The 25,858-nt window shown below is 62.4% G+C and carries 19 protein-coding genes and 1 pseudogene; 11 read left to right on the top strand and 9 right to left on the bottom strand.

Annotated features, from left to right (window positions below; translation table 11 throughout):
- Positions 1-48: 48 nt before the first annotated feature.
- Positions 49-2,982: a bifunctional [glutamate--ammonia ligase]-adenylyl-L-tyrosine phosphorylase/[glutamate--ammonia-ligase] adenylyltransferase gene (gene glnE / locus BUQ73_RS00390; protein WP_079226268.1), complete on the bottom strand. Its 2,934-nt coding sequence runs from the start codon at positions 2,980-2,982 to the stop codon at positions 49-51.
- A 383-nt stretch (positions 2,983-3,365) separates the two neighbouring features.
- On the opposite strand from glnE, the gene aceE reads away from it, so the two are divergent.
- The 5 genes from aceE to BUQ73_RS00365 all read left to right on the top strand — a co-directional run bounded on the left by aceE (position 3,366) and on the right by BUQ73_RS00365 (position 12,145).
- Positions 3,366-6,011 carry a pyruvate dehydrogenase (acetyl-transferring), homodimeric type gene (gene aceE / locus BUQ73_RS00385; RefSeq protein WP_079226267.1) on the top strand — a complete coding sequence of 882 codons (2,646 nt, stop codon included), beginning with the start codon at positions 3,366-3,368 and terminating at the stop codon, positions 6,009-6,011.
- A 13-nt stretch (positions 6,012-6,024) separates the two neighbouring features.
- The gene (aceF, locus tag BUQ73_RS00380) at positions 6,025-7,665 is read left to right on the top strand and encodes a dihydrolipoyllysine-residue acetyltransferase (RefSeq protein WP_079226266.1); all 1,641 of its coding nucleotides are present in this window, start codon (positions 6,025-6,027) and stop codon (positions 7,663-7,665) included.
- A 362-nt stretch (positions 7,666-8,027) separates the two neighbouring features.
- A complete protein-coding gene (locus tag BUQ73_RS00375; RefSeq protein WP_079226265.1) occupies positions 8,028-10,712 on the top strand; it encodes a putative bifunctional diguanylate cyclase/phosphodiesterase in 2,685 nt (894 codons plus the stop codon).
- A 137-nt stretch (positions 10,713-10,849) separates the two neighbouring features.
- Positions 10,850-11,518, top strand: a complete 669-nt coding sequence (gene msrA, locus BUQ73_RS00370; RefSeq protein WP_079226264.1) for a peptide-methionine (S)-S-oxide reductase MsrA — start codon at positions 10,850-10,852, stop codon at positions 11,516-11,518.
- 3 nt (positions 11,519-11,521) lie between these two features.
- Positions 11,522-12,145, top strand: coding sequence for a glutathione S-transferase (locus BUQ73_RS00365; RefSeq protein WP_079226263.1), 624 nt, complete (start codon positions 11,522-11,524; stop codon positions 12,143-12,145).
- Between the two features lie 159 nt (positions 12,146-12,304).
- Here the strand turns inward: BUQ73_RS00365 and BUQ73_RS00360 are convergent, their stop codons facing one another.
- Entirely contained in the window at positions 12,305-12,805 is a 501-nt protein-coding gene (locus BUQ73_RS00360) for an ATP-dependent zinc protease (protein WP_079226262.1), read from the bottom strand.
- 182 nt (positions 12,806-12,987) lie between these two features.
- Here BUQ73_RS00360 and BUQ73_RS00355 point away from each other — a divergent pair, with 182 nt between their 5' ends.
- Both BUQ73_RS00355 and BUQ73_RS00350 read left to right on the top strand, forming a co-directional pair.
- Positions 12,988-13,875 carry an acyltransferase gene (locus BUQ73_RS00355; RefSeq protein WP_079226261.1) on the top strand — a complete coding sequence of 296 codons (888 nt, stop codon included), beginning with the start codon at positions 12,988-12,990 and terminating at the stop codon, positions 13,873-13,875.
- A gap of 245 nt (positions 13,876-14,120) precedes the next feature.
- On the top strand, positions 14,121-15,470 hold the full coding sequence (locus tag BUQ73_RS00350) for an APC family permease (RefSeq protein WP_079226260.1): 1,350 nt from the start codon (positions 14,121-14,123) through the stop codon (positions 15,468-15,470).
- Positions 15,471-15,694: 224 nt separating this feature from the next.
- Here the strand turns inward: BUQ73_RS00350 and BUQ73_RS00345 are convergent, their stop codons facing one another.
- Complete coding sequence (locus BUQ73_RS00345; protein WP_079226259.1) at positions 15,695-16,270, bottom strand: DUF2780 domain-containing protein; 576 nt, start codon at positions 16,268-16,270, stop codon at positions 15,695-15,697.
- Positions 16,271-16,580: 310 nt separating this feature from the next.
- On the opposite strand from BUQ73_RS00345, the gene BUQ73_RS00340 reads away from it, so the two are divergent.
- Positions 16,581-17,498, top strand: coding sequence for an RHS repeat-associated core domain-containing protein (locus BUQ73_RS00340; protein WP_079226258.1), 918 nt, complete (start codon positions 16,581-16,583; stop codon positions 17,496-17,498).
- A gap of 235 nt (positions 17,499-17,733) precedes the next feature.
- Here the strand turns inward: BUQ73_RS00340 and BUQ73_RS00335 are convergent.
- Positions 17,734-17,946: pseudogene (locus tag BUQ73_RS00335) on the bottom strand (formaldehyde dehydrogenase, glutathione-independent); the annotation flags it as partial.
- Between the two features lie 341 nt (positions 17,947-18,287).
- Here BUQ73_RS00335 and BUQ73_RS00330 point away from each other — a divergent pair.
- From BUQ73_RS00330 to BUQ73_RS00320, 3 genes are all read left to right on the top strand, one after another.
- The gene (locus BUQ73_RS00330) at positions 18,288-18,530 is read left to right on the top strand and encodes a hypothetical protein (protein ID WP_079226257.1); all 243 of its coding nucleotides are present in this window, start codon (positions 18,288-18,290) and stop codon (positions 18,528-18,530) included.
- 138 nt (positions 18,531-18,668) lie between these two features.
- Positions 18,669-18,932, top strand: coding sequence for a DUF3077 domain-containing protein (locus tag BUQ73_RS00325; RefSeq protein WP_079226256.1), 264 nt, complete (start codon positions 18,669-18,671; stop codon positions 18,930-18,932).
- Between the two features lie 173 nt (positions 18,933-19,105).
- Entirely contained in the window at positions 19,106-19,315 is a 210-nt protein-coding gene (locus tag BUQ73_RS00320; RefSeq protein WP_079226255.1) for a hypothetical protein, read from the top strand.
- 43 nt (positions 19,316-19,358) lie between these two features.
- Here the strand turns inward: BUQ73_RS00320 and fdhA are convergent, their stop codons facing one another.
- The 5 genes from fdhA to BUQ73_RS00295 form a co-directional block, all read right to left on the bottom strand.
- Positions 19,359-20,558 carry a formaldehyde dehydrogenase, glutathione-independent gene (gene fdhA / locus BUQ73_RS00315; protein WP_016393294.1) on the bottom strand — a complete coding sequence of 400 codons (1,200 nt, stop codon included), beginning with the start codon at positions 20,556-20,558 and terminating at the stop codon, positions 19,359-19,361.
- Between the two features lie 272 nt (positions 20,559-20,830).
- Positions 20,831-21,688 carry a formyltetrahydrofolate deformylase gene (gene purU, locus BUQ73_RS00310; RefSeq protein WP_027594310.1) on the bottom strand — a complete coding sequence of 286 codons (858 nt, stop codon included), beginning with the start codon at positions 21,686-21,688 and terminating at the stop codon, positions 20,831-20,833.
- A gap of 12 nt (positions 21,689-21,700) precedes the next feature.
- A complete protein-coding gene (locus BUQ73_RS00305; RefSeq protein WP_027917539.1) occupies positions 21,701-22,333 on the bottom strand; it encodes a sarcosine oxidase subunit gamma in 633 nt (210 codons plus the stop codon).
- Between the two features lie 170 nt (positions 22,334-22,503).
- The gene (locus BUQ73_RS00300; RefSeq protein ID WP_079226254.1) at positions 22,504-25,521 is read right to left on the bottom strand and encodes a sarcosine oxidase subunit alpha; all 3,018 of its coding nucleotides are present in this window, start codon (positions 25,519-25,521) and stop codon (positions 22,504-22,506) included.
- Positions 25,518-25,853: a sarcosine oxidase subunit delta gene (locus BUQ73_RS00295; RefSeq protein WP_079226253.1), complete on the bottom strand. Its 336-nt coding sequence runs from the start codon at positions 25,851-25,853 to the stop codon at positions 25,518-25,520. The genes BUQ73_RS00300 and BUQ73_RS00295 overlap by 4 nt, the downstream gene beginning before the upstream one ends.
- Positions 25,854-25,858 lie beyond the last annotated feature (5 nt).

The raw sequence follows: 25,858 nt of genomic DNA, 5'->3' as shown, positions 1-25,858 counted from the left end.
AGGAGCGGCCTCGTGTCGCGAAAGGGCCGCAAAGCGGCCCCAGCGGCCTCAGGTCAGACCCAATTCGCTCCAGATCCGCCGCACTTCGCGGCGTTCATCGGCAAACTGCGCCGCATCGATCACCCCGGCCTGCTTCTGCAGGGCCTGGCGGTGCGACGCCGAGCGGAACGCCTTGTACACCTCACGCAACAGCACCGCGTCACTGGCCGGCATCAACCCTGCCTGCTCCAGCTCTTCCAGAATGCGGATGTTATCGGTCCATCGGAGTATGGCCGGATGCTCGTGAGACCAGGCCAAAGCGGCGTATTGCACCATAAATTCGATATCGACGATACCGCCGGCATCCTGCTTGATATCGAACGCAACGCCAGCATCGAAGGCATTGGCCGCGGTGCCGGCAGCCGTGGCTTTGGTACCGAGGTTGTCACGCATCTTGGCGCGCATCTCGCTCACCTCGCTGCGCAACTTGCCAAGGTCGCGGGCCTGGCCCAGGACCTTGGCCCGTACACCCTCGAACGCCGTCGCCACCTGCTTGCAGCCCACCAGCACACGGGCGCGCACCAGGGCCTGATGTTCCCAGGTCCAGGCTTCGCTCTGCTGGTAACGCTCGAACGCCCCCAGCGAACTGACCAGCAGCCCCGCCGCACCGGAGGGGCGCAGGCGCATGTCGACGTCGTACAGCTGGCCGGAGTTGGTCTGGGTGGTCAGCAGGTGGATGATGCGTTGGCCCAGGCGCGTGAAGAACTGCGCACTGTCGATCGGCTTGGCGCCATCGGTTTCCGCTTGCGGGTCGCCATCGTGAATGAACACCAGGTCCAGGTCCGAACCGTGGCCCAGCTCCAGGCCGCCGACCTTGCCATAGCCGATGATGATGAAGCCTGGGTCGCACAAGCTGCCGTCGCTGCGCTTGGGCTGGCCATGGCGGGCCACGGTCTGGCGCCAGGCCAGGGCCAGCACCTGGTCGAGAATCGCTTCGGCCAGCCAGGTCAGGTAATCGCTGACTTTCATCAACGGCAGGTTGCCGCTGATTTCCGATGCAGCAACACGCAGGCTGTGCGCCAGCTTGAAGTGGCGCAGCGCTTCCATCTGCTGCTCCAGGTCGTCCTCGGGAATGCGCGTCAGCCGCTCGCGCAGCTCGGCGGCCAGCTCCGGCGCCAACGGTGGGCTGAACAGGCGGCCTTCGTTGAGCAGCTCATCGAGCAGCAACGGGTAGCGGGCGATCTGCTCGGCGATCCATGGGCTGGCCGCACACAGGGTCAGCAAGCGCCGCAGGGCACCCGGGTTTTCGGTGAGCAGCACCAGATAGGCCGAACGCCGCGCCACGGCTTCGACCAGCGGCAGCACGCGTTCCAGCACCAGGTCCGGGTTGTCGTGCTCCACGGCCTGGGCCAGCAACCGTGGAATGAAGGCATCCAGCCGCTCCCGGCCGATACGCTGCATCGAGCGCAGCTGCGGGCTGGCGCGCAGCCCGGCCAGGCGGCGCAGGGCTTCGGCCGGCTGCTTGAAGCCAGCCTCTTCCAGTTGGCGGCCCGCTGCATCTTCATCCTGGGCCTGTTCCCAGAGTGGCGACCACTCGCCACCCACTACCAGCTCGCCTTCACCTTCGTCTTCATCCGGGTCGGCAATCACTTGGCGGAAGTGCCAGTCGACCCGACCGCGCCAGTACATCAGCTGATCGTGGAAGCTCTGCCAGTCGGCAAAGCCGAGGATATAGGCGACACGCTCACGGTCGAGCTCGCTATCCGGCAGCATCTGCGTCTGGCGGTCGGCGATGGCCTGGATGGCGTGCTCGGTATAACGCAGGAATTCATAACCTTCGCGCAGCTCCGCCACCACTGCCGGCGGCAGGTAACCCTGGCCTTCCAGCGTCGCCAGCACCTTGAGCAGCGGCCGCTGCTGCAGGCTCAGGTCGCGCCCGCCGTGGATCAGCTGGAATGCCTGGGCGATGAACTCGACCTCGCGGATACCGCCAGCGCCGAGCTTGATGTTGTCGGCCATGCCCTTGCGCCGCACTTCCTGCTGGATCAGCTGCTTCATGGTGCGCAGCGCTTCGATCGCCGAGAAGTCCAGGTAACGCCGGTAAACGAATGGCCGCAGCATTTCCTGAAGTTGCGCGCCTGCGGCCTGGTCGCCAGCCACCACCCGCGCCTTGATCATCGCGTAGCGTTCCCAGTCGCGGCCCTGGTCCTGGTAATACTGCTCCAGCGCATTGAAGCTGAGCACCAGTGCGCCGGCCGAGCCGTAAGGGCGCAGGCGCATGTCCACGCGGAACACGAAGCCATCGACGGTGACCGGGTCGAGTGCCTTGATCAGGCGCTGGCCCAGGCGGGTGAAGAACTCCTGGTTGTCCAGCGAGCGCTTGACCCCTTCCGTTTCACCACCTTCGGGGAAGCCGAAGATCAGGTCGATATCCGACGACAGGTTCAACTCCACCGCGCCCAGCTTGCCCATGCCCAGCACCACCATGTGCTGTGGCTGGCCGCTGCGGTTGCCGATCGGCGTGCCGAACTGCTGGCAGTGGCGCGGGTACAGCCACTGGTAGGCTTCGTCGATGGCGGCATCGGCGAGGTCGGACAGGTCCCGGCAGGTCTCGCCCAGCTCGGCCTGCCGTGTGATGTCGCGCCAGATGATGCGCAGCTGCTGGCGGTTGCGCTCGCGGCGCAGGTTACGCGCCAGCTCGTCTTCGCTCTGCGCGGCCTGGGCCGCAGCGGCGATCTGCCCGCGCAACTCGCCTGCGGCGTAACGGCGGTCCAGCTCACCGCTGGCGATCAGGGCAAACAGCATGGCCGGCTCACGCTGGGCCAGGCCAAGCACGAAGTCGCTGGCGGCGGCTACCTGATCGAACTGTTGCCGGTGCAGCGGGGTCCAGGTTTGCAGGTCGAGTTCAGCGTGGCCTGCCACGGCATCGCTCAGAAACTGCTGGTTGCGAACGACCAGCGGTTGCAGGGAAGCAGGCAGTTCGAGCGGCAAAGGTAGGCGCATGGTCTATCCTTGATCGGCGTGAAATGGAGGGGAAAAAGCGGCCAAGAGGAAGCCGGACCACGGTTGGACTGTCATACAAAAGTTGGAAATAGCTGAAAAAAACGAATCATTGGCACGAAACATCAAGATTCACCTGTTCGCGACACACCGCCAACCAACATGAACGTTTTTCCTCACAAGCCGAGGTGCGACCAAACGTCGCATTTGTGTAGTTTTACTACTACCCATGGCGTGCAAAAGCATGAAATGCCGGAGCAAATGTAGTAAAACTACACGGCGCCGGGAGACACCCCGGTAATCCAAGAATTCACGACGTCTGCCCATAAGGCCAGTCGCAAACTCAGGCCCCCGATTCTGGTGGCCTTTCCGCCCTGGAGCAAGCCATGCAAGACCTCGATCCAATCGAAACCCAGGAATGGCTGGATGCCCTGGAGTCGGTCCTCGACAAAGAAGGCGAAGACCGCGCTCATTACCTGATGACCCGCATGGGCGAGCTGGCCACCCGCAGTGGCTCCCAGCTGCCGTACGCGATCACCACGCCATACCGCAACACCATCCCTGTCACCCACGAAGCACGCATGCCTGGCGACCTGTTCATGGAACGCCGCATTCGCTCGATGGTGCGTTGGAACGCGCTGGCCATGGTGATGCGCACCAACCTGAAGGACTCGGACCTGGGCGGCCACATCTCCAGCTTCGCTTCCAGTGCCACCCTGTACGACATCGGCTTCAACTACTTCTTCCAGGCGCCGACTGAAGAACACGGCGGCGACCTGATCTTCTTCCAGGGCCACGCATCGCCAGGCGTTTACGCCCGTGCCTTCATGGAAGGCCGCATCAACGAAGACCAGATGAACAACTTCCGTCAGGAAGTGGACGGCAACGGCCTGTCTTCGTACCCGCACCCATGGCTGATGCCTGACTTCTGGCAGTTCCCGACCGTTTCGATGGGTCTGGGCCCGATCCAGGCCATCTACCAGGCACGTTTCATGAAGTACCTGGAAGCGCGCGGCTTCATCCCGGCCGGCAAGCAGAAGGTCTGGTGCTTCATGGGCGACGGCGAGTGCGACGAGCCGGAATCCCTGGGCGCAATCGCCCTGGCCGGCCGCGAGAAGCTGGACAACCTGATCTTCGTCATCAACTGCAACCTGCAGCGCCTCGACGGCCCGGTTCGCGGCAACGGCAAGATCATCCAGGAACTCGAAGGCGTGTTCCGTGGCGGTGGCTGGAACGTCAACAAAGTCGTCTGGGGCCGCTTCTGGGACCCACTGCTGGCCAAGGACACCAACGGTGCCCTTCAGCGCCGCATGGACGAAGTCATCGACGGCGAGTACCAGAACTACAAAGCCAAAGACGGCGCGTACGTTCGTGAGAACTTCTTCAACACCCCAGAGCTCAAGGCCATGGTCGAAGACCTGTCCGACGACGAGATCTGGAAGCTCAACCGTGGCGGCCACGACCCGTACAAGGTCTACGCGGCTTACCACCAGGCTGTGAACCACAAAGAGCAGCCGACTGTCATCCTGGCCAAGACCATCAAGGGTTACGGCACCGGTGCTGGCGAAGCCAAGAACACCGCGCACAACACCAAGAAGGTCGACGTCGACAGCCTGCGTCACTTCCGTGACCGCTTCGACATCCCGGTCAAGGATGCGGACCTGGAGAACCTGCCGTTCTTCAAGCCGGAAGAAGGTTCTGCCGAAGCCCGTTACCTGGCCGAGCGCCGCGCAGCCCTGGGTGGCTTCGTACCGCAGCGCCGTGCCAAGAGCTTCAGCGTACCGACCCCATCCCTGGAAACGCTGAAAGCGATCCTGGACGGCTCGGGCGACCGCGAAATCTCCACCACCATGGCCTTCGTGCGTATCCTCGCGCAACTGGTCAAGGACAAGGAAATCGGCCAGCGCATCGTTCCGATCATCCCGGACGAAGCCCGTACCTTCGGTATGGAAGGCATGTTCCGCCAGCTGGGCATCTACTCGTCCGTCGGCCAGCTCTACGAGCCAGTCGATAAAGACCAGGTGATGTTCTACCGCGAAGACAAGAAGGGCCAGATCCTCGAGGAAGGCATCAACGAAGCCGGCGCCATGTCGTCGTTCATCGCTGCCGGTACCTCGTACAGCTGCCACAACCAGCCGATGCTGCCGTTCTACATCTTCTACTCGATGTTCGGCTTCCAGCGTATTGGCGACCTGGCCTGGGCCGCTGGCGACAGCCGCACCCGTGGCTTCCTGATCGGCGGTACCGCCGGCCGTACCACCCTCAACGGTGAAGGCCTGCAGCACGAAGACGGTCACAGCCACATGATGGCGGGCACCATCCCGAACTGCCGCACCTACGATCCGACCTACGGCTACGAGCTGGCGGTGATCATCCAGGACGGCATGAAGAAGATGACCGAAGAGCAACAGGACATCTTCTACTACATCACCGTGATGAACGAATCCTACCAGCAGCCAGCCATGCCGGCCGGTGTCGAGGAAGGCATCATCAAGGGCATGTACCTGCTCGAAGAAGACACCCGCGAAGCCGCGCACCACGTACAGCTGATGGGCTCCGGCACCATCCTGCGCGAAGTCCGCGAAGCGGCGAAGATCCTGCGTGAAGAGTTCAACGTCGGTGCCGACGTGTGGAGCGTCACCAGCTTCAACGAACTGCGTCGCGACGGCCTGGCCGTGGAACGCGCCAACCGCCTGAAGCCTGGCCAGAAGCCACAGCAGACTTACGTCGAGCAGTGCCTGAACGGTCGCAAGGGCCCGGTCATCGCGTCCACCGACTACATGAAGCTGTTCGCCGAGCAGATTCGCCAGTGGGTTCCAAGCAAAGAGTTCAAAGTCCTGGGTACCGACGGTTACGGTCGCAGCGACAGCCGCAAGAAGCTGCGTCACTTCTTCGAGGTCGACCGCCACTTCGTGGTGCTGGCTGCCCTGGAAGCCCTGGCTGACCGCGGCGAGATCGAACCCAAGGTTGTGGCTGACGCCATCGTCAAGTTCGGCATCGACCCGGACAAGCGCAACCCACTGGACTGCTGAGGAGTATTTTTAAGTGAGCGAACTCATTCGCGTACCTGACATCGGCAGCGGTGAAGGTGAAATCATCGAGCTGTTCGTCAAGGTCGGTGATCGTATCGAGGCTGACCAGAGCCTGCTGACCCTGGAGTCCGACAAGGCCTCCATGGAGATCCCGGCGCCCAAGGCCGGTGTGATCAAGGAACTGAAGGTCAAGCTGGGCGACCGCCTGAAAGAAGGCGACGAGCTGCTGGTCCTGGAAGCCGAGGGCGCCGCTGCTGCGGCCCCTGAGGCCCCGGCCGCCGCCGCAGCTCCGGCTCCAGCTGCTGCGCCTGCTCCGGCCGCCGAAGCGGCCCCTGCTCCGGCAGCAGCTCCGGCTGCCGCCAGCGTGCAGGACATCCACGTGCCGGACATCGGTTCGTCGGGCAAGGCCAAGATCATCGAAGTGCTGGTCAAGGTCGGCGACACCGTCGAAGCCGACCAGTCGCTGATTACCCTGGAGTCCGACAAGGCCTCCATGGAAATCCCGTCGCCGGCTGCCGGCGTGGTCGAAGAAGTCCTGTGCAAGCTGGAAGATGAAGTTGGCACTGGCGACCTGATCTTCAAGCTCAAGGTCGCGGGCGCTGCCCCTGCTGCCGCTCCGGCGCCAGCCGCTGCAGCACCAGCCAAGGCCGAAGCTGCTCCAGCTGCCGCGCCTGCCGCCGCTGCCCCGGCTGCTGCCCCGGCTCCGGTCGCTACCGCCCCGGCTGCTGGCAGCAATGCCAAGGTTCACGCCGGCCCGGCGGTTCGCCAGCTGGCCCGTGAATTCGGTGTCGACCTGGGCGCAGTTGCCGCCACCGGTCCGCACGGCCGCATCCTGAAAGAAGACGTGCAGGTCTACGTCAAGGCGATGATGCAAAAGGCCAAGGAAGCCCCGGCAGCCGCCGGCGCAACCGGTGGCGCTGGCATCCCGCCGATCCCTGCCGTGGACTTCAGCAAGTTCGGTGAAGTGGAAGAAGTGGCCCTGACCCGCCTGATGCAGGTCGGTGCCACCAACCTGCACCGCAGCTGGCTGAACGTGCCGCACGTGACCCAGTTCGACTCCGCCGACATCACCGAGCTGGAAGCCTTCCGCGTTGCGCAGAAGGCCGTGGCCGAGAAGGCTGGCGTCAAGCTGACCGTGCTGCCACTGCTGCTCAAGGCCTGCGCCTTCCTGCTCAAGGAACTGCCGGACTTCAACAGCTCGCTGGCGCCAAGCGGCAAGGCCATCATCCGCAAGAAGTACGTGCACATCGGCTTCGCCGTGGACACCCCGGACGGCCTGCTGGTCCCTGTGATCAAGAACGTCGACCAGAAGAGCCTGCTGCAACTGGCTGCCGAAGCCGCTGCACTGGCCGAGAAGGCGCGCACCAAGAAGCTGTCGGCCGACGACATGCAAGGTGCCTGCTTCACCATCTCCAGCCTCGGCCACATTGGCGGCACCGGCTTCACGCCGATCGTCAACGCGCCGGAAGTGGCGATCCTGGGCGTCTCCAAGGCGACCATGCAGCCAGTCTGGGATGGCAAGGCCTTCCAGCCGAAGCTGATGCTGCCACTGTCGCTGTCCTACGATCACCGTGTGATCAACGGCGCTGCCGCCGCGCGCTTCACCAAGCGCCTGGGCGACGTGCTGGGCGACATCCGCACCATGCTGCTGTAACACGCAGCCAGCCTGCCTCCCCTCGGGGAGGCAGGTACCCTTTTCGAGCTGCCACGCTCGTACCTCAACCCCGTCGATTGGCGGGGCTTTTTTTGCCTTGAGAAAGCTGGGAGGGCTTCGCCCTCCTTTCGCGACACAAGGCCGCTCCCACAGGTAATCGCGCATGCCTGTGGGAGCGGCCTTGCGTCGCGAAAGGGCCGCAAAGCGGCCCCAAATTCTAAAGCCGAACTAAGGATTTCAGCCCGGCGGCCGAAAACATATACATGACAGCCCTCATGGCCGCTTGCCAGCCTCAGGGACATGATGCAACCTTGCCAGATGCGCCGCCGACCAGGCCGCGTCCCCCTTCAAGCGAGTCTTCGATGAAAAGCCAACCCGATGCCGCCAGCCGTGTGGCGGCCGAGGTCGTCACGCAGCTTCCCGTGCCCTCGCGGCTCGGCATGCTGCGTTTCGAAAGGCTGAACGAAGCCAGCTGGGCGATGCTCTACCTGGACCCGGCCTGCGATCGCCAGTTCGGCCTGCCCGCTTCCGAGCTGTGCGCACTGATCGACTCGCCCTATGCCAGCCTCATGGAGCCCGAGGCACGCTACCGGCTGCACGATGAAATCCAGCTGCAACTGAGCAACCGTGGCTACTACCGCGTGCGCTACACCCTGCACACCCAGTCGCGCGCCCTGCGCCTGCTGGAAGCCGGCGAGGCGTTCAAGCAGCACAACCGCCAGCAGCTGCGCGGGTTCCTGACGGTGCTCGACGACGAAGTCGACAGCGACCTCGACACCAACGACCTGGAATCGCGCAACAACCGCCTGCAACTGGCCCTGCAGATCAATCAACGTGCCCAGCAGGAACAGCTTGAGCATCTGGAGCGCGTGCGCGCCCAGCAGGACCTGATCCTGCGCCTGGCCCGCCAGCGCTACAGTGCCGAGAACTCGCTGATCGAAGCCGCCCAGCTGATTACCCGCAGCGCCTGCGAAATCTACAAGGTCGACAGCGCCAGCATCTGGCACCTGGAAGAGCAGCGCCTGGAGCCGATCAGTGCCTGGCTGCGCAACGAGCAGGCGCACCGCCTGCCCGAGCCGATCGATGCCAGCCGCTTCCCCGACTACCTGGAAGCCCTGCACGCCAGCCGTGCCATCGACGCGCACAACGCCAACCACGACCCTCGGACCCGTGAGCTGGCCGAGAGCCTGTATGCCGACAACAACGCCATGCTCGACGCCAGCATCCGCGTCGATGGCCAGGTAATCGGCGTATTGTGCCTGGAGCAGACCGGCCAGCCGCGTGCCTGGCAGTCGGATGAAATCGCCTTTGCCGGCGAGCTGGCCGACCAGTTCGCCCAAGTCATCACCAACCACAACCGGCGTACCGCCGCCAGCGCCCTGCACCTGTTCCAGCGGGCAGTGGAGCAAAGCGCCAGCGCCTTCCTGCTGGTCAACCGCGACGGCGTGGTGGAGTACGTCAACCCAAGCTTCACGGCGATCACCCAGTACAGCACCGAGGAAGTCCAGGGCCACCATCTGGCCGAGCTGCCAGCCCTGGAAAACCTCAGCGAGCTGCTGTTCGACTCGCCGTCGAGCCTGGCCATGGGCAACAGCTGGCAGGGCGAATTCAAGAGCCGGCGCAAAAACCTCGAGCCCTACTGGGGCCAACTGTCGATCTCCAAGGTGTACGGCGACAACCGTGAGTTGACCCATTACATCGGCATCTACGAAGACGTCACCCAGACCAAGCTGGCCCAGCAACGCATCGAGCGCCTGGCCTACACCGACAACCTGACCAACCTGGGCAACCGCCCGGCGTTCATCCGCAAGCTCGACGAACGCTTCGCCCGTGACAGCGAGAACCCGATCTGCCTGCTGCTGGTGGACATCGACAACTTCAAGCGCATCAACGACAGCCTCGGCCATCAGACCGGCGACAAGCTGCTGATCAGCCTGGCCCGGCGCCTGCGCAACAGCCTGAGCGTCAACGGCGTGCTCGCCCGTTTCGCCAGCAACGAGTTTGCCGTGCTGCTCGATGACACCAGCCTGGAAGACGGCCAGGGTGTTGCCCTGCAGTTGCTGCGCACCCTCGACAAGCCGATGTTCGTCGACAACCAGCTGATCAACGTCACCGCCTCGGTAGGCCTGGCTTGCGCGCCGTTGCACGGCAGCGACCCGACCACCCTGATGAAGAACGCAGGCCTGGCCCTGCACAAGGCCAAGGCCAACGGCAAGCACCAGGTGCAGGTGTTTACCGAAGTGCTCAACGCCGAAGCCAGCTACAAGCTGTTCGTCGAGAACAACCTGCGCCGCGCCTTGACCCAGAACGAGCTGGAGGTGTTCTACCAGCCCAAGCTGTGCCTGCGCAGCGGCCGCCTGCTGGGCCTGGAAGCCCTGCTGCGCTGGAACCACCCCGAGCGCGGCATGATCCGCCCGGACCAGTTCATCAGCGTGGCCGAAGAAACCGGCCTGATCATCCCCATCGGCAAGTGGGTGGTGCGCCAGTCGTGCCGCATGAGCCAACAGTTGCAGCAAGCCGGCATGGGCTGCCTGCACGTGGCCATCAACCTGTCGCCCAAGCAGTTCTCCGACCCCGACCTGGTGGCCTCGATCGGCTCGATCCTCAAGGAAGAAGGCCTGCCCGCGCACCTGCTGGAGCTGGAGCTGACTGAAGGTCTGCTGCTGGAAGCCACCGAAGACACCCACCGCCAGCTCGACGAGCTCAAGGCCCTGGGCCTGACCCTGGCCATGGACGACTTCGGCACGGGTTATTCGTCGTTGAGCTACCTGAAGAAGTTCCCGATCGACATCATCAAGATCGACCGCAGCTTCATCAACGAGATCCCCGATAACCAGGACGACATGGAAATCACCTCGGCGGTGGTAGCCATGGCCCACAACCTCAAGCTCAAGGTGGTGGCCGAAGGCATCGAGACGCCTGAGCAACTGGCGTTCCTGCGCCGGCACCGCTGCGACGTCGGCCAGGGTTACCTGTTCGACCGGCCAATCCCGGGCCGCGAGCTCGAAGAAAAACTCAAGCGCTACCCGCGCGGTCCAATGGCCTGACAGCCGCTTAAAGGTCGGGCACACTAGATCCCATTCGGGCCCTTTCGCGGGTGAACCCGCTCCCACACGGTCCCTGTAGGAGCGGATTTATCCGCGATGCGGCCACCCCTATTCAACTGACATACAGAGGAACGGCCATGGTCCTGCGTTCGGAAATCCTGGTGAACAAAAACGTCATGCCAACTGCGGAGCAGGCCCTGCCTGGCCGCGAGACGCCCATGCAGCTGCCCGAGTTCCACTACGTGTTCGAAGGCACCCCGCTGCTCGGCCCGTTCTTCGAAGGTGCCATCGACTTCGCCATCTTCGGCCTGGGCTGCTTCTGGGGCGCCGAGCGCCGCTTCTGGCAGCGTGAAGGCGTGGTCAGCACCGTGGTCGGCTACGCTGGCGGCTTTACCCCGAACCCGACCTACGAAGAAGTCTGCTCGGGCCTGACCGGCCACACCGAAGTAGTGCTGGTGGTGTTCGACAAGGACCGGGTCAGCTACCAGGAGCTGCTGGCGATGTTCTGGGAGCTGCACAACCCGACCCAGGGCATGCGCCAAGGCAACGATGTCGGCACCCAGTATCGCTCGGCCATCTACTGCACCAGCCCTGAACAGCTGGAGCAGGCCAAGGCCAGCCGCGACGCCTTCCAGGCCGAGCTGAGCAAGGCCGGCTACGGCGAAATCACCACCGAGATCGACCAGGCACCGACCGTGTACTTTGCCGAGGCCTACCACCAGCAGTACCTGGCCAAGAACCCGGACGGCTACTGCGGCATCGGCGGCACCGGCGTGTGCCTGCCACCGAGCCTGCAGGGCAACTGAACCATGAGCACGATGACCCTGTTCCACTCGCCACTGTCGCCCTTCGTGCGCAAGGTCATGGTGGTTCTGCACGAGACCGGCCAGCTGCAGCGCGTGAGCCTGCAACCGGTGAACATCAGCCCGGTGAACGGCGACGAGCAGCTCAACCAGGGCAACCCGATCGGCAAGATCCCGGCCCTGCGCCTGGATGACGGCACCGTGCTGCACGACAGCCGGGTGATCTGCGAGTACCTCGACCTGCAACACGTCGGCCTGCCACTGCTGCCGCGCGAGGGCTCGGCGCGCTGGCGGCGCATGACGCTGGTTTCGCAGGCCGATGCGATTATGGATGCGGCGGTGTCCAGCCGCTACGAGAGCTTCCTGCGGCCTGAAGAAAAGCGCTGGGATGGCTGGCTTGAAGCGCAGACCGACAAGATCCGCCGTAGCCTGGCCAACCTTGAGCAGGAACATCTGGCAGAGCTGGCGTCAGGGTTCGATCTCGCCGCGATTGGCGTGGCCTGTGCGCTGGGGTATCTGGACCTGCGTCAGCCGCATTTCGGCTGGCGTGAGCGCCAGCCTGGGCTGGCGGCGTGGTATGCCCAGGTGAGCCAGCGACCGTCGATGGTCGCGACTGCCCCGCTGGCCTGATACATACGCAATCCGTGTAGGAGCGGCCTTGTGTCGCGAAAGGGCTGCGCAGCGGCCCCAGGATCTCAGCTTCGCCGCATGGATCGCCGGGGCCGCTTTGCGGCCCTTTCGCGACACAAGGCCGCTCCCACAAAAAGCAGGCCTAGTCTGATTTCGGAATCAGCAGTCAGGCTTGCCAGCAGTAAACTTCTTGGCCGGGTTGACCGCCGCCTTGAACTCGCGCAGCGCCTTGGAGCCCACCAGCAGCGGGTAATTGAAGTGGCTGCGGTCCACCAGGTTGACCTCCATGGTGCGTTTCACACCCCCCAGGCACATCTCCAGGTCGACCACCGGCCGCTTGGAGATTTCCGGTGCATCACCCTCATCCTCCTCATCGGCACGGCCCTTGATCTTGCTGATGCGCGAGACCTGGTGCTCATAGACCTTGCCGTCGGAGTCCTTGGTCGCCAGGCGGAAACGTACCCACTCCTCGCCATCGCGGGTGAACAACTCGATGTCCTTGGCCGACAGCGAGGCGGTCCAGGCACCGGTATCCAGCTTGGCTTTCAGGGTCTGGCCAAGCTCGGGCAGCTTGATGTTCTCGTAACGGCCATAGAGCGTGGGTTCGGCGGCCATGACCGGCAGCGCCAACAGCGATAACAGGGCAAGCAGGGATTTCACAGGCAGGCTTCCTTGAGAAGAGTCAGTGCTTAGACTGCAATGGCAGGATAGGTTCGCTGTCACAAGCCTAACCAACATGTTGTGAAACATTTGTCCCCGCCGTCGGGCATTGGACATTTGGCGTAGACCGCGGCGCTGCTTATCATTGCGCCCTGCTAATTTCCCACAACAAGAGTTTCCTTATGCGTCGCCTGTTTACCGGCATTCTTACGACCACCCTGCTGCTGCTCAACACCGTGGTGATGATCTGCCCGCTGTTGATCTTTGCCCTGCTCAAGCTGGTCTTGCCGGGCCGCGGCCGTGACTACTCCTCCGCTGCGGTGATGTGGGTCGCCGAGGCCTGGTCGGAAATCGACAAGGCCATCTTCGCCCTGTGCATCCCCACCCAGTGGGACATCCGCGGCGTCGAGAACCTGCGCAAGGACACCTCGTACCTGGCCGTCAGCAACCACCAGACCTGGGTCGACATCCCGGCGCTGATCGAAAGCCTCAACCGCCGCACGCCGTTCTTCAAGTTCTTCCTCAAGAAAGAGCTGATCTGGGTACCGCTGCTGGGCCTGGCCTGGTGGGGCCTGGATTACCCGTTCATGAAGCGCTACAGCAAGGCCTTCCTCGAAAAGCACCCAGAGCTAAAGGGCAAGGACCTGGAGATCACCAAGGCCGCCTGCGAGCTGTTCAAGCGCCAGCCGGTGACAGTGGTCAACTACCTGGAAGGCACCCGCTTCACCGAGGCCAAGCAGCGCGAGCAGCAATCGCCCTACCGCTACCTGCTCAAGCCCAAGGCCGGCGGCGTGGCATTCGTGCTGGCGGCGCTGGGCGAGCAGCTGGACGCGCTGCTGGACGTGACCATCGTCTATCCCGGCAACCAGGCACCGGGGTTCTGGGCCTTGCTCAATGGCAGCATCAGCCGGGTGATTATCGACATTCAGGTGCGTGAACTGGACCCGGCGTTATGGGATGGGGATTACGAGAATGATCCTGAGTTCCGGCAGACCGTGCAGGCCTGGGTGAACCAGCTGTGGCTTGAAAAGGATCAGCGCATTGAGCTGCTTCGCGCAGAAATGAACTGAGATTTTCATGGCCTGTGCCGGCCTCTTCGCGGGTGAACCCGCTCCCACAGAGGTTGCACAGGCCGTCAGATTTGCGCTGTACCTGTAGGAGCGGGTTTACCCGCGAAGAGGCCGACACAGGAGTGCGCATAACCCCGATTAAAACCCAGGCTAATAATTAGAATAAGTAATACTTTTTTGTCATTACCCACCTAAGTGGATAAAAATCGACCAAAGCACAACTACAAAAAAGCCTGGATCGATCAATGGCCAACCCACCCAGCTCCAACTCCGCCCAACTGCGCCGCGTTCTCGGCCTCCCCGCCCTGGTGTTCTTCGGCCTGGTGTACATGGTCCCGCTGACCATCTTCACCACCTACGGCATCGTCACCGAACTCACCGGTGGCCGCACCGCCGGCGCCTACATGGTTACCCTGGTGGCCATGCTGTTCACCGCCGCGTCCTACAGCTTCATGGTCAAGCGCTTCCCGGTCGCGGGCTCGGCGTACTCCTACACCAACATGGCCTTCGGCCCCAACGTCGGCTTCCTCGCAGGCTGGTCGCTGCTGCTCGACTACCTGTTCCTGCCGATGATCAACTACCTGCTGATCGGCCTGTTCCTCAACATCGCCTTCCCCGCCATCCCGGCCTGGTCCATTGCCCTGGCTTCGATCGTGCTGGTGACGGTGCTCAACGTGGTCGGCATCCACTCGGTGGCCAAGACCAGCAACCTGATCGTCGGTGCGCAGATCGTCTTCATCGTGGTGTTTGTCGCGCTGTCCTGCCAGTCGCTGGCCGGCCAGCCGCTGGACCTGCTGTCGCCGCTGATGGGTGATGGTTCCAAGCCAGGTTTCGGCGCGATCATGGCCGGCGCGGCGGTACTGTGCCTGTCGTTCCTCGGCTTCGACGCCGTCTCGACCCTGGCCGAAGAATGCCGCGACGCACGCCGCGACGTGCCACGGGCGATCATCCTCACGACCCTGTTCGCCGGCCTGCTGTTCACCGTGCTGGCCTACGTCAGCCAGCTGGTCATGCCAGGCACCACCTTTGCAAATGCCGATGCGGCGGCCAACGAGGTGATGTTCAAGGCGGGCGGGCAGTTCCTGGCCAACTTCTTCACTGCAGCCTACGTTGCCGGCAGCCTCGGCTCGGCGCTGGCCTCCCAGGCGGCGGTGTCGCGCATCCTGTTCACCATGGGGCGCGACAACGTACTGCCTCGGCGCAGCTTCGGTTACCTGTCGCCACGCTTTGGCACACCGGTGTTCGCCATTGCCCTGGTGTCGGCGTTCTCACTGCTGGCATTGGTGATCGACCTGGCCACCCTGGCCTCGCTGATCAGCTTCGGTGCGCTGGTGGCGTTCTCGGCGGTGAACCTGGCGGTGGTGAAGACCCACCTGATGGGCGAAGGTGCGCAGCGCAACCTCAAAGGGCTGCTGTGCTATGGCGCGGTGCCGCTGGTGGGCTTGGCATTGACGTTGTGGCTGTGGACCAGCCTGTCGGCGCTGACCTTGGTGATTGGCCTGTGCTGGTTTGCCCTGGGTCTGGCGTACCTGGCCGTACTGACCGCCGGCTTCCGCCGCCCGGTGCGCCTGGTGGACTTCACCGAAGCTGCATGACCCAAAGCAATTCTGCTTTTCTTGTGGGAGCGGCCTTGTGTCGCGAAAGGGCTGCGAAGCGGCCCCAGGGTTTCAGCGTTAACGCAACAATTGCTGGGGCCGCTTTGCGGCCCTTTCGCGACACAAGGCCGCTCCCACAGGTACACAGCCAGGCTTGAAGGCGATGCTATCCCTGTGGGAACCGGCTTGCCGGCGATAGGGCCGGCACTGGCGCTACAAATTCCTCAGACCGAAGGTTGTGTCAACGGCGCCGGAGTAGTCCACAAACTCCCCAGATTCTGCAACAACGACCCGGCAATCCCCTGCTGCCCCAGGTACTGCAGAATCAACGGCGCAAACTGCCCGATCATCCCGGTATCCATCCCCAGCGCCTTGAACGCGTTGTCCAGGTCGCCACGGTTCTCCACATCGTTGCCCAACGCCTTGTCCAGGGCCGACTGGCTGCCCTTGTCGCTGCCCAGCAACTCACCCAACCCGCTCAGCCCGCCCAAGGCATTGGCGCCCGACAGCAGGTCCAGGCCCGGCACCGCCTTGGTCAGCTGGCCATAGTCGTCGCTGCTCAGGTTGTTGCGCGCCAGCCCCAGCATCGCCCCTGCCCCGCCAACGGCTTGTTCGGGGGTGATGTTCAACTGGCTGCCCAGGGTGTTGAGCAGATTGGCCTGCCCTTCCGGCGCTTGTACCTGACCTTGTTGCTTCTGGGTCTGCATGGCGGAGACGGCGTTGGCGGCGTCACTGAGGTTGAAGGCGAACACCGGGCTTGCGGCCAGGGTCATCAGGGTTGCCAGGGTGAATGCTTTCATCGGGAGGGACCTCGTGGGCCGGGATGGCCTGGGAAACGACGGATTTGACTGGTGGGTTGGAGGTTTGTTCCGAGCCGCATATCAGGGTCTGTCGTGCGCCCTCCGTGGGAGCGGGCTTGCCCGTGAAGGGCCGCACAGCGGATCCGACTAACTGACTGCACCAACCCGAATAGTCAGTCCTTCTGTTCCGGCCAAGCTCGATGTCATCGATAAATCGCCTTAGCGAATGCACCTGTCATTTTTACTAGTTGTGGGTTTTGGTACAGAGGATCAGCCTAAGGCCTAACAGTCAAATCCAAGGATCACATCCATGACGGGCAAACAGCAGAACGAACCGACAGAAGCGCTCAGCGAATCACCACAAGCGTTGCTGGCATCGACTCTCCGCTTTTACCAAGGCGACCGACTTGCAACTGAAAAATCCTTGCAGGGCAGCCACCGAATAATGTGGTCGGACGAGTCAGCAGTTGCACAGCATAACAATGTGCAATCGGCAAAACTGTTGCGGACCGATCTCTCAGGCTCGGTTATCGGTATGCAACTTTCCCACATGGTGTACGCACCATATGGGCATCGTGCGACGGATGAAATGGCGCCCCTGATTGGCTTCAATGGACAACGAGAGGAAATATCCGCAGGCGGATACCTACTCGGAAATGGGCGCCGGCTTTATAACACTAAACTAATGCGATTTACCTCTCAGGACGAACTTAGCCCTTTTGGGAAGGGCGGATCAAATTCTTATAGCTACTGCCAAGGCGACCCAATCAACTGGGAAGACCCATCGGGCAATTTCATGCGAGCATTCCAATCAATATTGAGATCCGTCACACGCCACCTTATTAAATTTGGTACAGATGGACTGCATAGCAGAAAATTAGTACAAGCGCCTACATCTGTCATAGCGCAGCCGAAAGCAGGTGCACCCTCAACTCTGAACAGAGGCATCCAGCGCTCACCAGCTGGAATTATAGCTGAATCGACTCATACATTTACTTCTAAATCTGCTACAGCGGATTTTACCAGCACATCAGTTAATAGCAAAAACACCCCCGCCATCATTGAGCCTACTAAAAAACCCGACATACAGTTTAGCTATCGTAGCCCTTACCGGACCCAAATATTTCCAAGTCGCGTGAGCGGACTATTCCAGGTCATCGTTAGCGTAGGCGTGGGAACTGGCGGCTACTTTTTGATTAAACACTTAGTCAACGAAGCCAGAAAATAACAACTGGCACATAATCATAAATAAATCTATCGCAAGATCGCGCCCAGACCATGAACCGCCGTAGTAGTATTCTACTTCTCGATCAAACAAGATAGCTAGCGTCCACTAATCCTGCGTGCCGCTCGCCATGGCGCTCATAAAAATGAGCTGATTGGGTTTCAGCTTTAAAGAAACGATAGCCAACATCGCTCTGGAAAAGCCCCTCGACCAGAGGGGCTCTTTTATTCGACGTTTACTACGCCGCTCCCCACATCTTGTGCGGGTCAATCACAAACTTCTTCGGCACACCCGCATCAAACTCGCCATACCCTTCCGGCGCCTGATCCAGGTTGATCACCTGCACGCCCACCACTTCGGCAATGTTGATCCGATCCCACATGATCGCCTGCATCAGCTGGCGGTTGTATTTCATGGTTTGGCTCTGGCCGGTACGGAAGCTGAGCGATTCTCGCGTGGACCAAGCTGAAAAGAGTCTCTTGTCGTGCTAATCCCACGGGATTTCCGTTATTTCCTCTTACATGTAGGACGTTTCTGAATTAAGGTCCCAAGCCGCTTAAGCCATTGCGATGATCTGGGCTGCGCTCTAGTCTCGGGCGGTCGTTGCGAAATCAGCGACCGGCTTTGACAGGCCGTCCTAGTCAAACACATGGCTTTGCCTCTATGGCAGCTGTGCATGGGGCACTTCACGTGCGCCGGGTTTTTGTTTGCCTACCGGTCTGTCAACCCATGTACAGCTGCCGCCTTCTTGTTTGACAGCAAGTGTGTGGTGGCCCCAAGAGGCAAACGATAATGCTCAAGATTGTCCCCGATCCACCCCACACCTCCCATTCCCTCGAAGACACCCTCATCCAGGCCACAGACTACGCGCTGTGCGCCCAAACCGTCGCGCATCAGGCGATACTGCTGCAGCCCAAATCACCGGTCTCGATTCTGATGATGGCCACGATGCATGAGCTTGATGCGCTGCGGGTGCTGCTTGAGGCGGCGTTGATCCAGGCGCAGATGCCGGCGGAGCCGCGAACGTTGCACTAGGGCTTGAGCCTTGTGTTGGCTGGGCTGGCCCTTCGCGGCTAAAGCCGCTCCTACACGGACCGCACAAGGCCTGTAGGAGCGGCTTTAGCCGCGATAGGGCCGGGCCTGGCAGTCGAGAAACTTCAGGGAGATTGAATCATGACCAGCGACAACACCAAGACCACCGTAGGCAAGACATTTTTCTACCAGGGCGAAGGCCACACCCACCCGCTGTTCTGCATTGCCCCGGGCATTCCCTGCCAGAGCGCACGCGAACAGGCTTCAGAGCTGATGGGCTATGTGCGGGATTTGACCATTGACGGCCTGATGGACAACAAGCCGCAGTTACTTTGGGCTTCACATTATCTAAGCGCGTTGGCCAAGGCGCTGATGGATGATGCAGAGTTGGGGATGATGCGCTGATTGAAGGGTTGGCAGGGCTGGCCTCTTCGCGGGCAAGCCCGCTCCCGCAGGTTATGAGGCAGTGCTAAGGGAGGCAGTAAAACTGTTATTTCTGCCAGTATCGAAACTCCTTCGACTGTTCAGAATGGGCATCAAGCACACCCCCTACATCCATCGCAGCAGGGACCAGAATCATGAGCAAAGCATCGAACCGCTCGCTTTTCTTCTACCAGGGCGACAAGTTCATCACTGTGATACAAGGCGACGAGTATCGCGCCATCTTCCGCAATGCAGAACAACCTCTGGCAGAGTTGAGTACAAGCAACACCCAGGCCGGCGGCTTACTCGCCACCGATGACAAAGGCTCGGTCCTTGTGGTGCAAAGCTCAGACAAGCAGCCATGAAAAAAGCCCCACACTATGAGGGGCTCTTTGTTACATCACGGCGTCAAGCCGCGCCCCACATCTTGTGCGGGTCGATCACAAACTTCTTCGGCACGCCTGCATCGAACTCGCCATACCCTTCCGGTGCCTGATCCAGGTTGATCACCTGCACACCCACCACTTCGGCAATGTTGATCCGGTCCCACATGATCGCCTGCATCAGCTGGCGGTTGTACTTCATGGTCGGGGTCTGGCCGGTATGGAAGCTGTGCGACTTGGCCCAGCCCAGGCCGAAGCGGATGCTCAGCGCGCCGATCTTGGCGGCGGCATCCACCGCGCCCGGGTCTTCGGTCACGTACAGCCCAGGGATACCAATGCTGCCGGCAACGCGGGTAACTTGCATCAGCGAGTTCAGCACGGTGGCCGGTGCCTCATGCTTGGCACCTTCGTGGCCATGGCCGCGGGCCTCGAAACCGACGGCGTCGACGGCGCAGTCCACTTCCGGCTCACCGAGGATGTCGACGATCTGCTCGTGCAGCGGGGTGTCCTTGGACAGGTCGACCACTTCAAAGCCCTGGGACTTGGCGTGGGCCAGACGGGCTGGGTTGAGGTCGCCGACGATCACGCAGGCGGCGCCCAGCAGGCGGGCCGAGGCGGCGGCGGCCAGGCCGACCGGGCCGGCACCGGCTACGTAAACGGTGCTGCCTGGGCCTACGCCGGCAGTCACGGCGCCGTGGTAGCCGGTCGGCAGAATGTCGGACAGGCAGGTCAGGTCACGGATCTTTTCCATGGCCTTGTCGCGGTCCGGCAGTTTCAGCAGGTTGAAGTCGGCGTACGGCACCAGCACGTACTCGGCCTGGCCGCCGGTCCAGTCGCCCATGTCGACATAGCCGTAGGCACCGCCGGCGCGGGCCGGGTTGACGGTGAGGCAGACACCGGTGTGCATCTCTTTGCACGAGCGGCAGCGCCCGCAGGCGACGTTGAACGGTACCGACACCAGGTCACCGATCTTCAGGCGTTCTACGTCACGCCCCAGCTCGACGATTTCACCGGTGATTTCGTGGCCCAGGACCAGGCCGACCTGGGCAGTGGTACGGCCGCGGACCATGTGCTGGTCGGAGCCGCAGATGTTGGTGGAGACCACCTTGAGGATCACGCCGTGCTCGATCTTCTTGCCGCGTGGGTCTTGCATTTTCGGGTAGTCGATCTTCTGTACTTCGACCTTGCCAGCGCCGAGATACACCACTCCACGATTGCCAGACATGCTCTTACCTCGCTTGATTTTTATTTATGCAGCGGTGGTGGAACGCGCCGCCGTCCATGGGCGGCATGTGTTACTGGAATGCAGGGAATTGTGGGCCTGATACGGCGGTTTGCACTGACTGGAAACGACAGGGAGATGCCTTTTAACGGCAGGGGAAAAGCTGGGGCCGCTGTGCGGCCCTTTCGCGACGCAAGGCCGCTCCTACAGGAGAATACGTACCTCTGTAGGAGCGGCCTTGCGTCGCGAAAGGGCTGCGCAGCAGCCCCAAATGCTTAAAGCACCACAGTCCGGTTGGCGTTGAGGAACACCCGCCGTTCGATGTGATACCCCACCGCCCGCGCCAGGGTCAGGCATTCGATGTCGCGCCCCTTGGCAATCAGGTCCTCGGGGTAATGGCTGTGGTCCACCACCTCGACACCCTGGGCAATGATCGGCCCTTCATCGAGGTCGTTGTTGATGTAGTGCGCTGTGGCGCCAACCATTTTCACGCCCTTGTTGTACGCCTGGTGATAAGGCTTGGCGCCCTTGAACCCGGGCAGCAACGAGTGGTGAATGTTGATCGCCCAGCCATCCAGGCGCCGGCACAGCTCAGGCGACAGCACCTGCATGTAACGGGCAAGGATCACCAGCTCGGCGCCGGTCTCCTCGATCACTTGCAGCACCTTGCGCTCTTGCCCGGCCTTGTCGTTGGGGTCGAGTGCGAAGTGGTAGTACGGAATCTTGTGCCAGTGCGCCAAGGGTTCGAGGTCTGGGTGGTTGGACACCACCGCGACCACGTCCATGCCCAGCTGCCCGATGCGCTGGCGGTACAGCAAGTCATTCAGGCAGTGGTCGGCCTTGGACACCATGATCACCACCTTGGGGCGGTGATTGGGTGCGGTCAGCTCGAAGGCCATGCCGAACGCTTCGCTGCGTTCAGCCAGGCCGGCCCGGAAGCCCGCCTCGTCAAAATCGTCCGGCTGGCGGAATTCGACGCGAATGAAGAAGCGCCCCGACTGCCGGTCATCGAAGGAGTGGTGCTCCGTCACGTAGCAGCGCTGCTCGTAGAGGAAACGCGTCACCACGTCGACGGTGCCGAGCATGCTCGGGCAGTCGGCGGTGAGAATCCAGGTATCCGGTGCCCGACTCATGTTCTGCTCTCCTTAAGCCTCGATGCTCAGGCCGTATTCGGCCGAAGCGTCCTGCAGCCACAGCCACCAGTAGTCGGCGAAGCTGCGGCGAATCACCAACTCCCAGGTGTCTTCGGCGGTACGGCGGATCACCAGTTGCGACTTGGCGAACACGGTGCCGACTGCCTTGCCCACCGGGAAGTTGTTCGGGTGAACATCATAGCTGGTGGACTTCATCAGTACTTCGCGCACGTTCGGGCCGCGCAGCTCCAGCAGGCTCTGCCCGCCGCTGACGTTGACCACCTGGATGTGCTGGCCGTCAAGGGCCGCACGAAGCTTCTGCTCCACTGCCAGCTCCTGGCCGCCGGGCACGATCAGCAGCCACTCATCCGGGCCTACCCATTGCAACGACATCTCGTTGTTGGCGACCACGGTCAGGGCAACCGGCAGCTCCAGGCCCAGGGCCTTGTGCACGCCGGCGGCGAATTCCGGGTTGTGGCCATCGCCACGCAGGGTCAGGTGGCCGAGGAACTTGCGTTCACGCAGGGTCACGCCTGCGTTCTTGCGGCCCTTGCCGACCAGGCTGGCCAGGTCGGCGTGGTGCAGTGGCGACTGGGCCTTGGCATCGCTGCCGGGGTTTTGCTGGAAGACGTTGATAGCGCTCATTTCTTACCTGCCTTGAATTCTGGGTTCGACCACGATGCCTGCGGGTGACGGTCATCCTGTGGGAACGGGCTTGCCCGCGAATGCGATGGTGGATTCACCGCCTTCTTCGCGGGCAAGCCCGCACCCACATAGACCTCATTCCAATCAGGCACCGGTTGGTACCGGGGGCCTTAGACGTTCTGCCGCTCACCCTTCGGATCGAAGAACACCGAAGACACGATCTCCGCCTCGATCACGCTGCCATCCGCCTGTGGCGAGTACACACGCTCGCCCATGCGCTTGAGGCCGCCCTTGACCACACCCATGGCGAACGAATAGCCCAGGGAGTTGGAGGCATAGCTGGAGGTAACGTGGCCGACCATGTCCATCGGGATCGGTTGCTTCGGATCGAACACCAACTGGGCGCCTTCCGGCAGCCACTTGGTTGGGTCGATCGGCTTCAGGCCTACCAGTTGCTTGCGGTTGTCGCGCAGGCAGTCTTCGCGGTTCATGCCACGCAGGCCAATCCACGAGAATGGCTTGTTGCGGCCCACGCACCAGCTCATGTTGAGGTCGTCCGGGTTCATCGAGCCATCGGTATCCTGGCCAACGATGATGAAGCCCTTCTCGGCACGCAGTACGTGCATGGTCTCGGTGCCGTACGGGGTCAGGTTGTACTTCTTGCCGGCCTCGATGATCTGTTCCAGCACGCCCATGGCGTAGTTGGCCTGCACGTTGACTTCGTACGACAGCTCACCGGTGAACGAGATACGGAACACGCGGGCCGGCACGCCGCCAACGTTGCCTTCCTTCCAGGTCATGAACGGGAAGGCTTCCTTGTCCATGTCGATGTCGGTCAGCTCGCTGAGCAGCTTGCGGCTGTTGGGGCCAGACAGGGTCATGGTCGCCCAGTGGTCGGTGACCGAGGTGAAGTACACCTTCATCTCTGGCCATTCGGTCTGGTGGTAGAGCTCCATCCACTGCAGCACGCGGGCGGCGCCGCCGGTGGTGGTGGTCATGATGAAGTGGTTGTCGCCGACGCAGGCGGTTACGCCGTCGTCGAAGACCATGCCGTCTTCCTTGCACATCAGGCCGTAGCGGGCCTTGCCCACGTCGAGCTTGGTCCAGGCGTTGGTGTAGATGCGGTTGAGGAACTCGCGGGCATCCGGGCCCTGGATGTCGATCTTGCCCAGGGTCGAGGCGTCCAGCAGGCCCACGCTGTCGCGCACGGCCTTGCATTCACGCGCCACGGCAGCATGGATGTCTTCACCGGCTTTCGGGAAGTACCAAGGGCGCTTCCACTGGCCGACGTCTTCGAACTCGGCACCGCTCTTCACGTGCCAGGCATGCAGGGCGGTGAAGCGTACCGGCTCGAACAGGTGGCCACAGTGGCGACCGGCTACTGCACCGAAAGTCACCGGCGTGTAGTTCGGGCGGAACATGGTGGTGCCCATTTCCGGGATGGTGATGCCGATCGAACGGGCGGCGATGGCCAGGCCGTTGATGTTGCCCAGCTTGCCCTGGTCGGTACCGAAGCCCAGTGCGGTGTAGCGTTTTACGTGCTCGACCGATTCGAAGCCTTCGCGGGTGGCCAGTTCGATGGCGGCTGCGGTGACGTCGTTCTGCTGGTCGACAAACTGCTTGGGTGCGCGGGCCGTGCCTTTGTCGTGCGGCACCTGGAACAGCGCCACGGTGGCCTCTTCCTTGCGCGCAACGGTTTTCGGCAGGCTGCCAACGGTGGCTTTGAAGCCGGCTTCGGTGGCTGCGCGAGCGCCGCCTTCGAAGCCATCGGCAATCACCTCGCCCAGGGCGTAGACGCCGTTGATGCCGCCTACGCATTCGCGTTTCTGTGGGGCATCGCCCGGCACGAAGCCGAGGATGTCTTCACGCCATACCGGGCGACCGCCCAGGTGCGAAGCCAGGTGCACGATCGGGCTGTAGCCGCCGGAGGTGGCGATCAGGTCGCATTCGAGGGTTTCGCCAGGGCTGGTGACCTTGTGCGCCTGCACATCGATGGCGGCCACACGGGCGCCGCTGACGTGCTTGGTGCCTTTGGCCTCGACCACGGCACTGGAGGTGAGGATGCGGATGCCTTTGGCACGTGCTTCTTCAACCAGCGAGCCGCGCGGGTTGTGGCGGGCGTCGGCAATGGCGACCACCTGCAGGCCCGCGTCGTGCCAGTCCAGCGCGGCGCGGTAGGCGTGGTCGTTGTTGGTCGACAGCACCAGCTTGCGGCCCGGCGCCACGCCGTAGCGGCGTACGTAGGTGGACACGGCACCGGCCAGCATGTTGCCCGGCAGGTCGTTGTTGCCATACACCAGCGGGCGCTCGTGGGCGCCGGCAGCCAGGACCACGCGCTTGGCGCGGACGCGGTGCACACGGTGGCGAACCTGGCCGATCGGGGCGCGGTCGCCGAGGTGGTCGGTAAGGCGCTCGTGAATGGTCAGGAAGTTATGGTCGTGGTAGCCGTTGACCGTGGCACGTGGCAACAGGGTCACTTCCGGCAGGCCTTCGAGCTCTTTGACCACCGCGTTGACCCAGTCGGCGGCAGGCTTGCCGTCGAGGGTTTCGCGGGTGTCGAGCAGGCTGCCGCCGAACTCTTCCTGCTCATCGGCCAGGATCACCCGGGCACCGCTGCGGGCAGCGGCCAGGGCGGCAGCCAGGCCAGCAGGGCCGGCGCCGACGATCAGCACGTCGCAGTGCTGGTTCATGTAGTCGTAGCTGTCCGGGTCGTTCTGCAGCGGCGCACGGCCAAGGCCGGCGGCTTTGCGGATGTACTTCTCGTACGTCATCCAGAACGATTTCGGGTACATGAAGGTTTTGTAGTAGAAGCCCGGCGGCATCATGCTGCCACCGACCTTGCCAAGGATGCCCATGACGTCGTTGTTGACGTTAGGCCAGCCGTTGGTGCTGGTGGCGACCAGCCCTGCGTACAGCGCCTGCTGGGTGGCACGCACGTTAGGGATCTGGGTGGCTTCGCTGGAGCCGATCTGCAGGATGGCGTTCGGCTCTTCGGTACCGGCAGCGATGATGCCGCGTGGGCGCGAGTACTTGAAGCTGCGGCCGACGATGTCGACGCCATTGGCCAGCAAGGCAGCGGCCAGGCTGTCACCGGCATAACCCTGGTAGGTCTTGCCGTTGAAGGTGAAGTTCAGGACCTTGCTGCGGTCGATACGGCCGCCGCTGGCGAGGCGATAGGTCTGGCTCATACTTTTTCCCCTTGGCCTTTGACGGCGGACGGTGCGTTCGCAGCTTTGCCATCAGCAGTCACTTGCGGCTTCTGGCCAATCTTGTAGGTTTCCAGAATCTCGTAAGTCACGGTGTTACGGGTGACGTTGAAGTACTGGCGGCAGCCGGCAACGTGGTCCCACAGTTCATGGTGAATACCGCGTGGGTTGTCACGGTAGAACATGTAGGTACCCCACTCCTCGTCGGAGCAGGCGTTGGGGTCCAGCGGGCGGGGAATATGCGCCTGACCAGAGGCGTGGAACTCTTCTTCGGAGCGCAGCTCGCCGCAGTGGGGACAGAAAATATGCAACATGACGG

This window comes from Pseudomonas putida (assembly GCF_002025705.1).
In the GTDB taxonomy this organism is placed as follows: Bacteria; Pseudomonadota; Gammaproteobacteria; order Pseudomonadales; family Pseudomonadaceae; genus Aquipseudomonas; species Aquipseudomonas putida_J.
The sequence above is the reverse complement of the archived record's forward strand: the minus strand, read 5'-3'. Positions and strand labels throughout refer to the sequence as shown.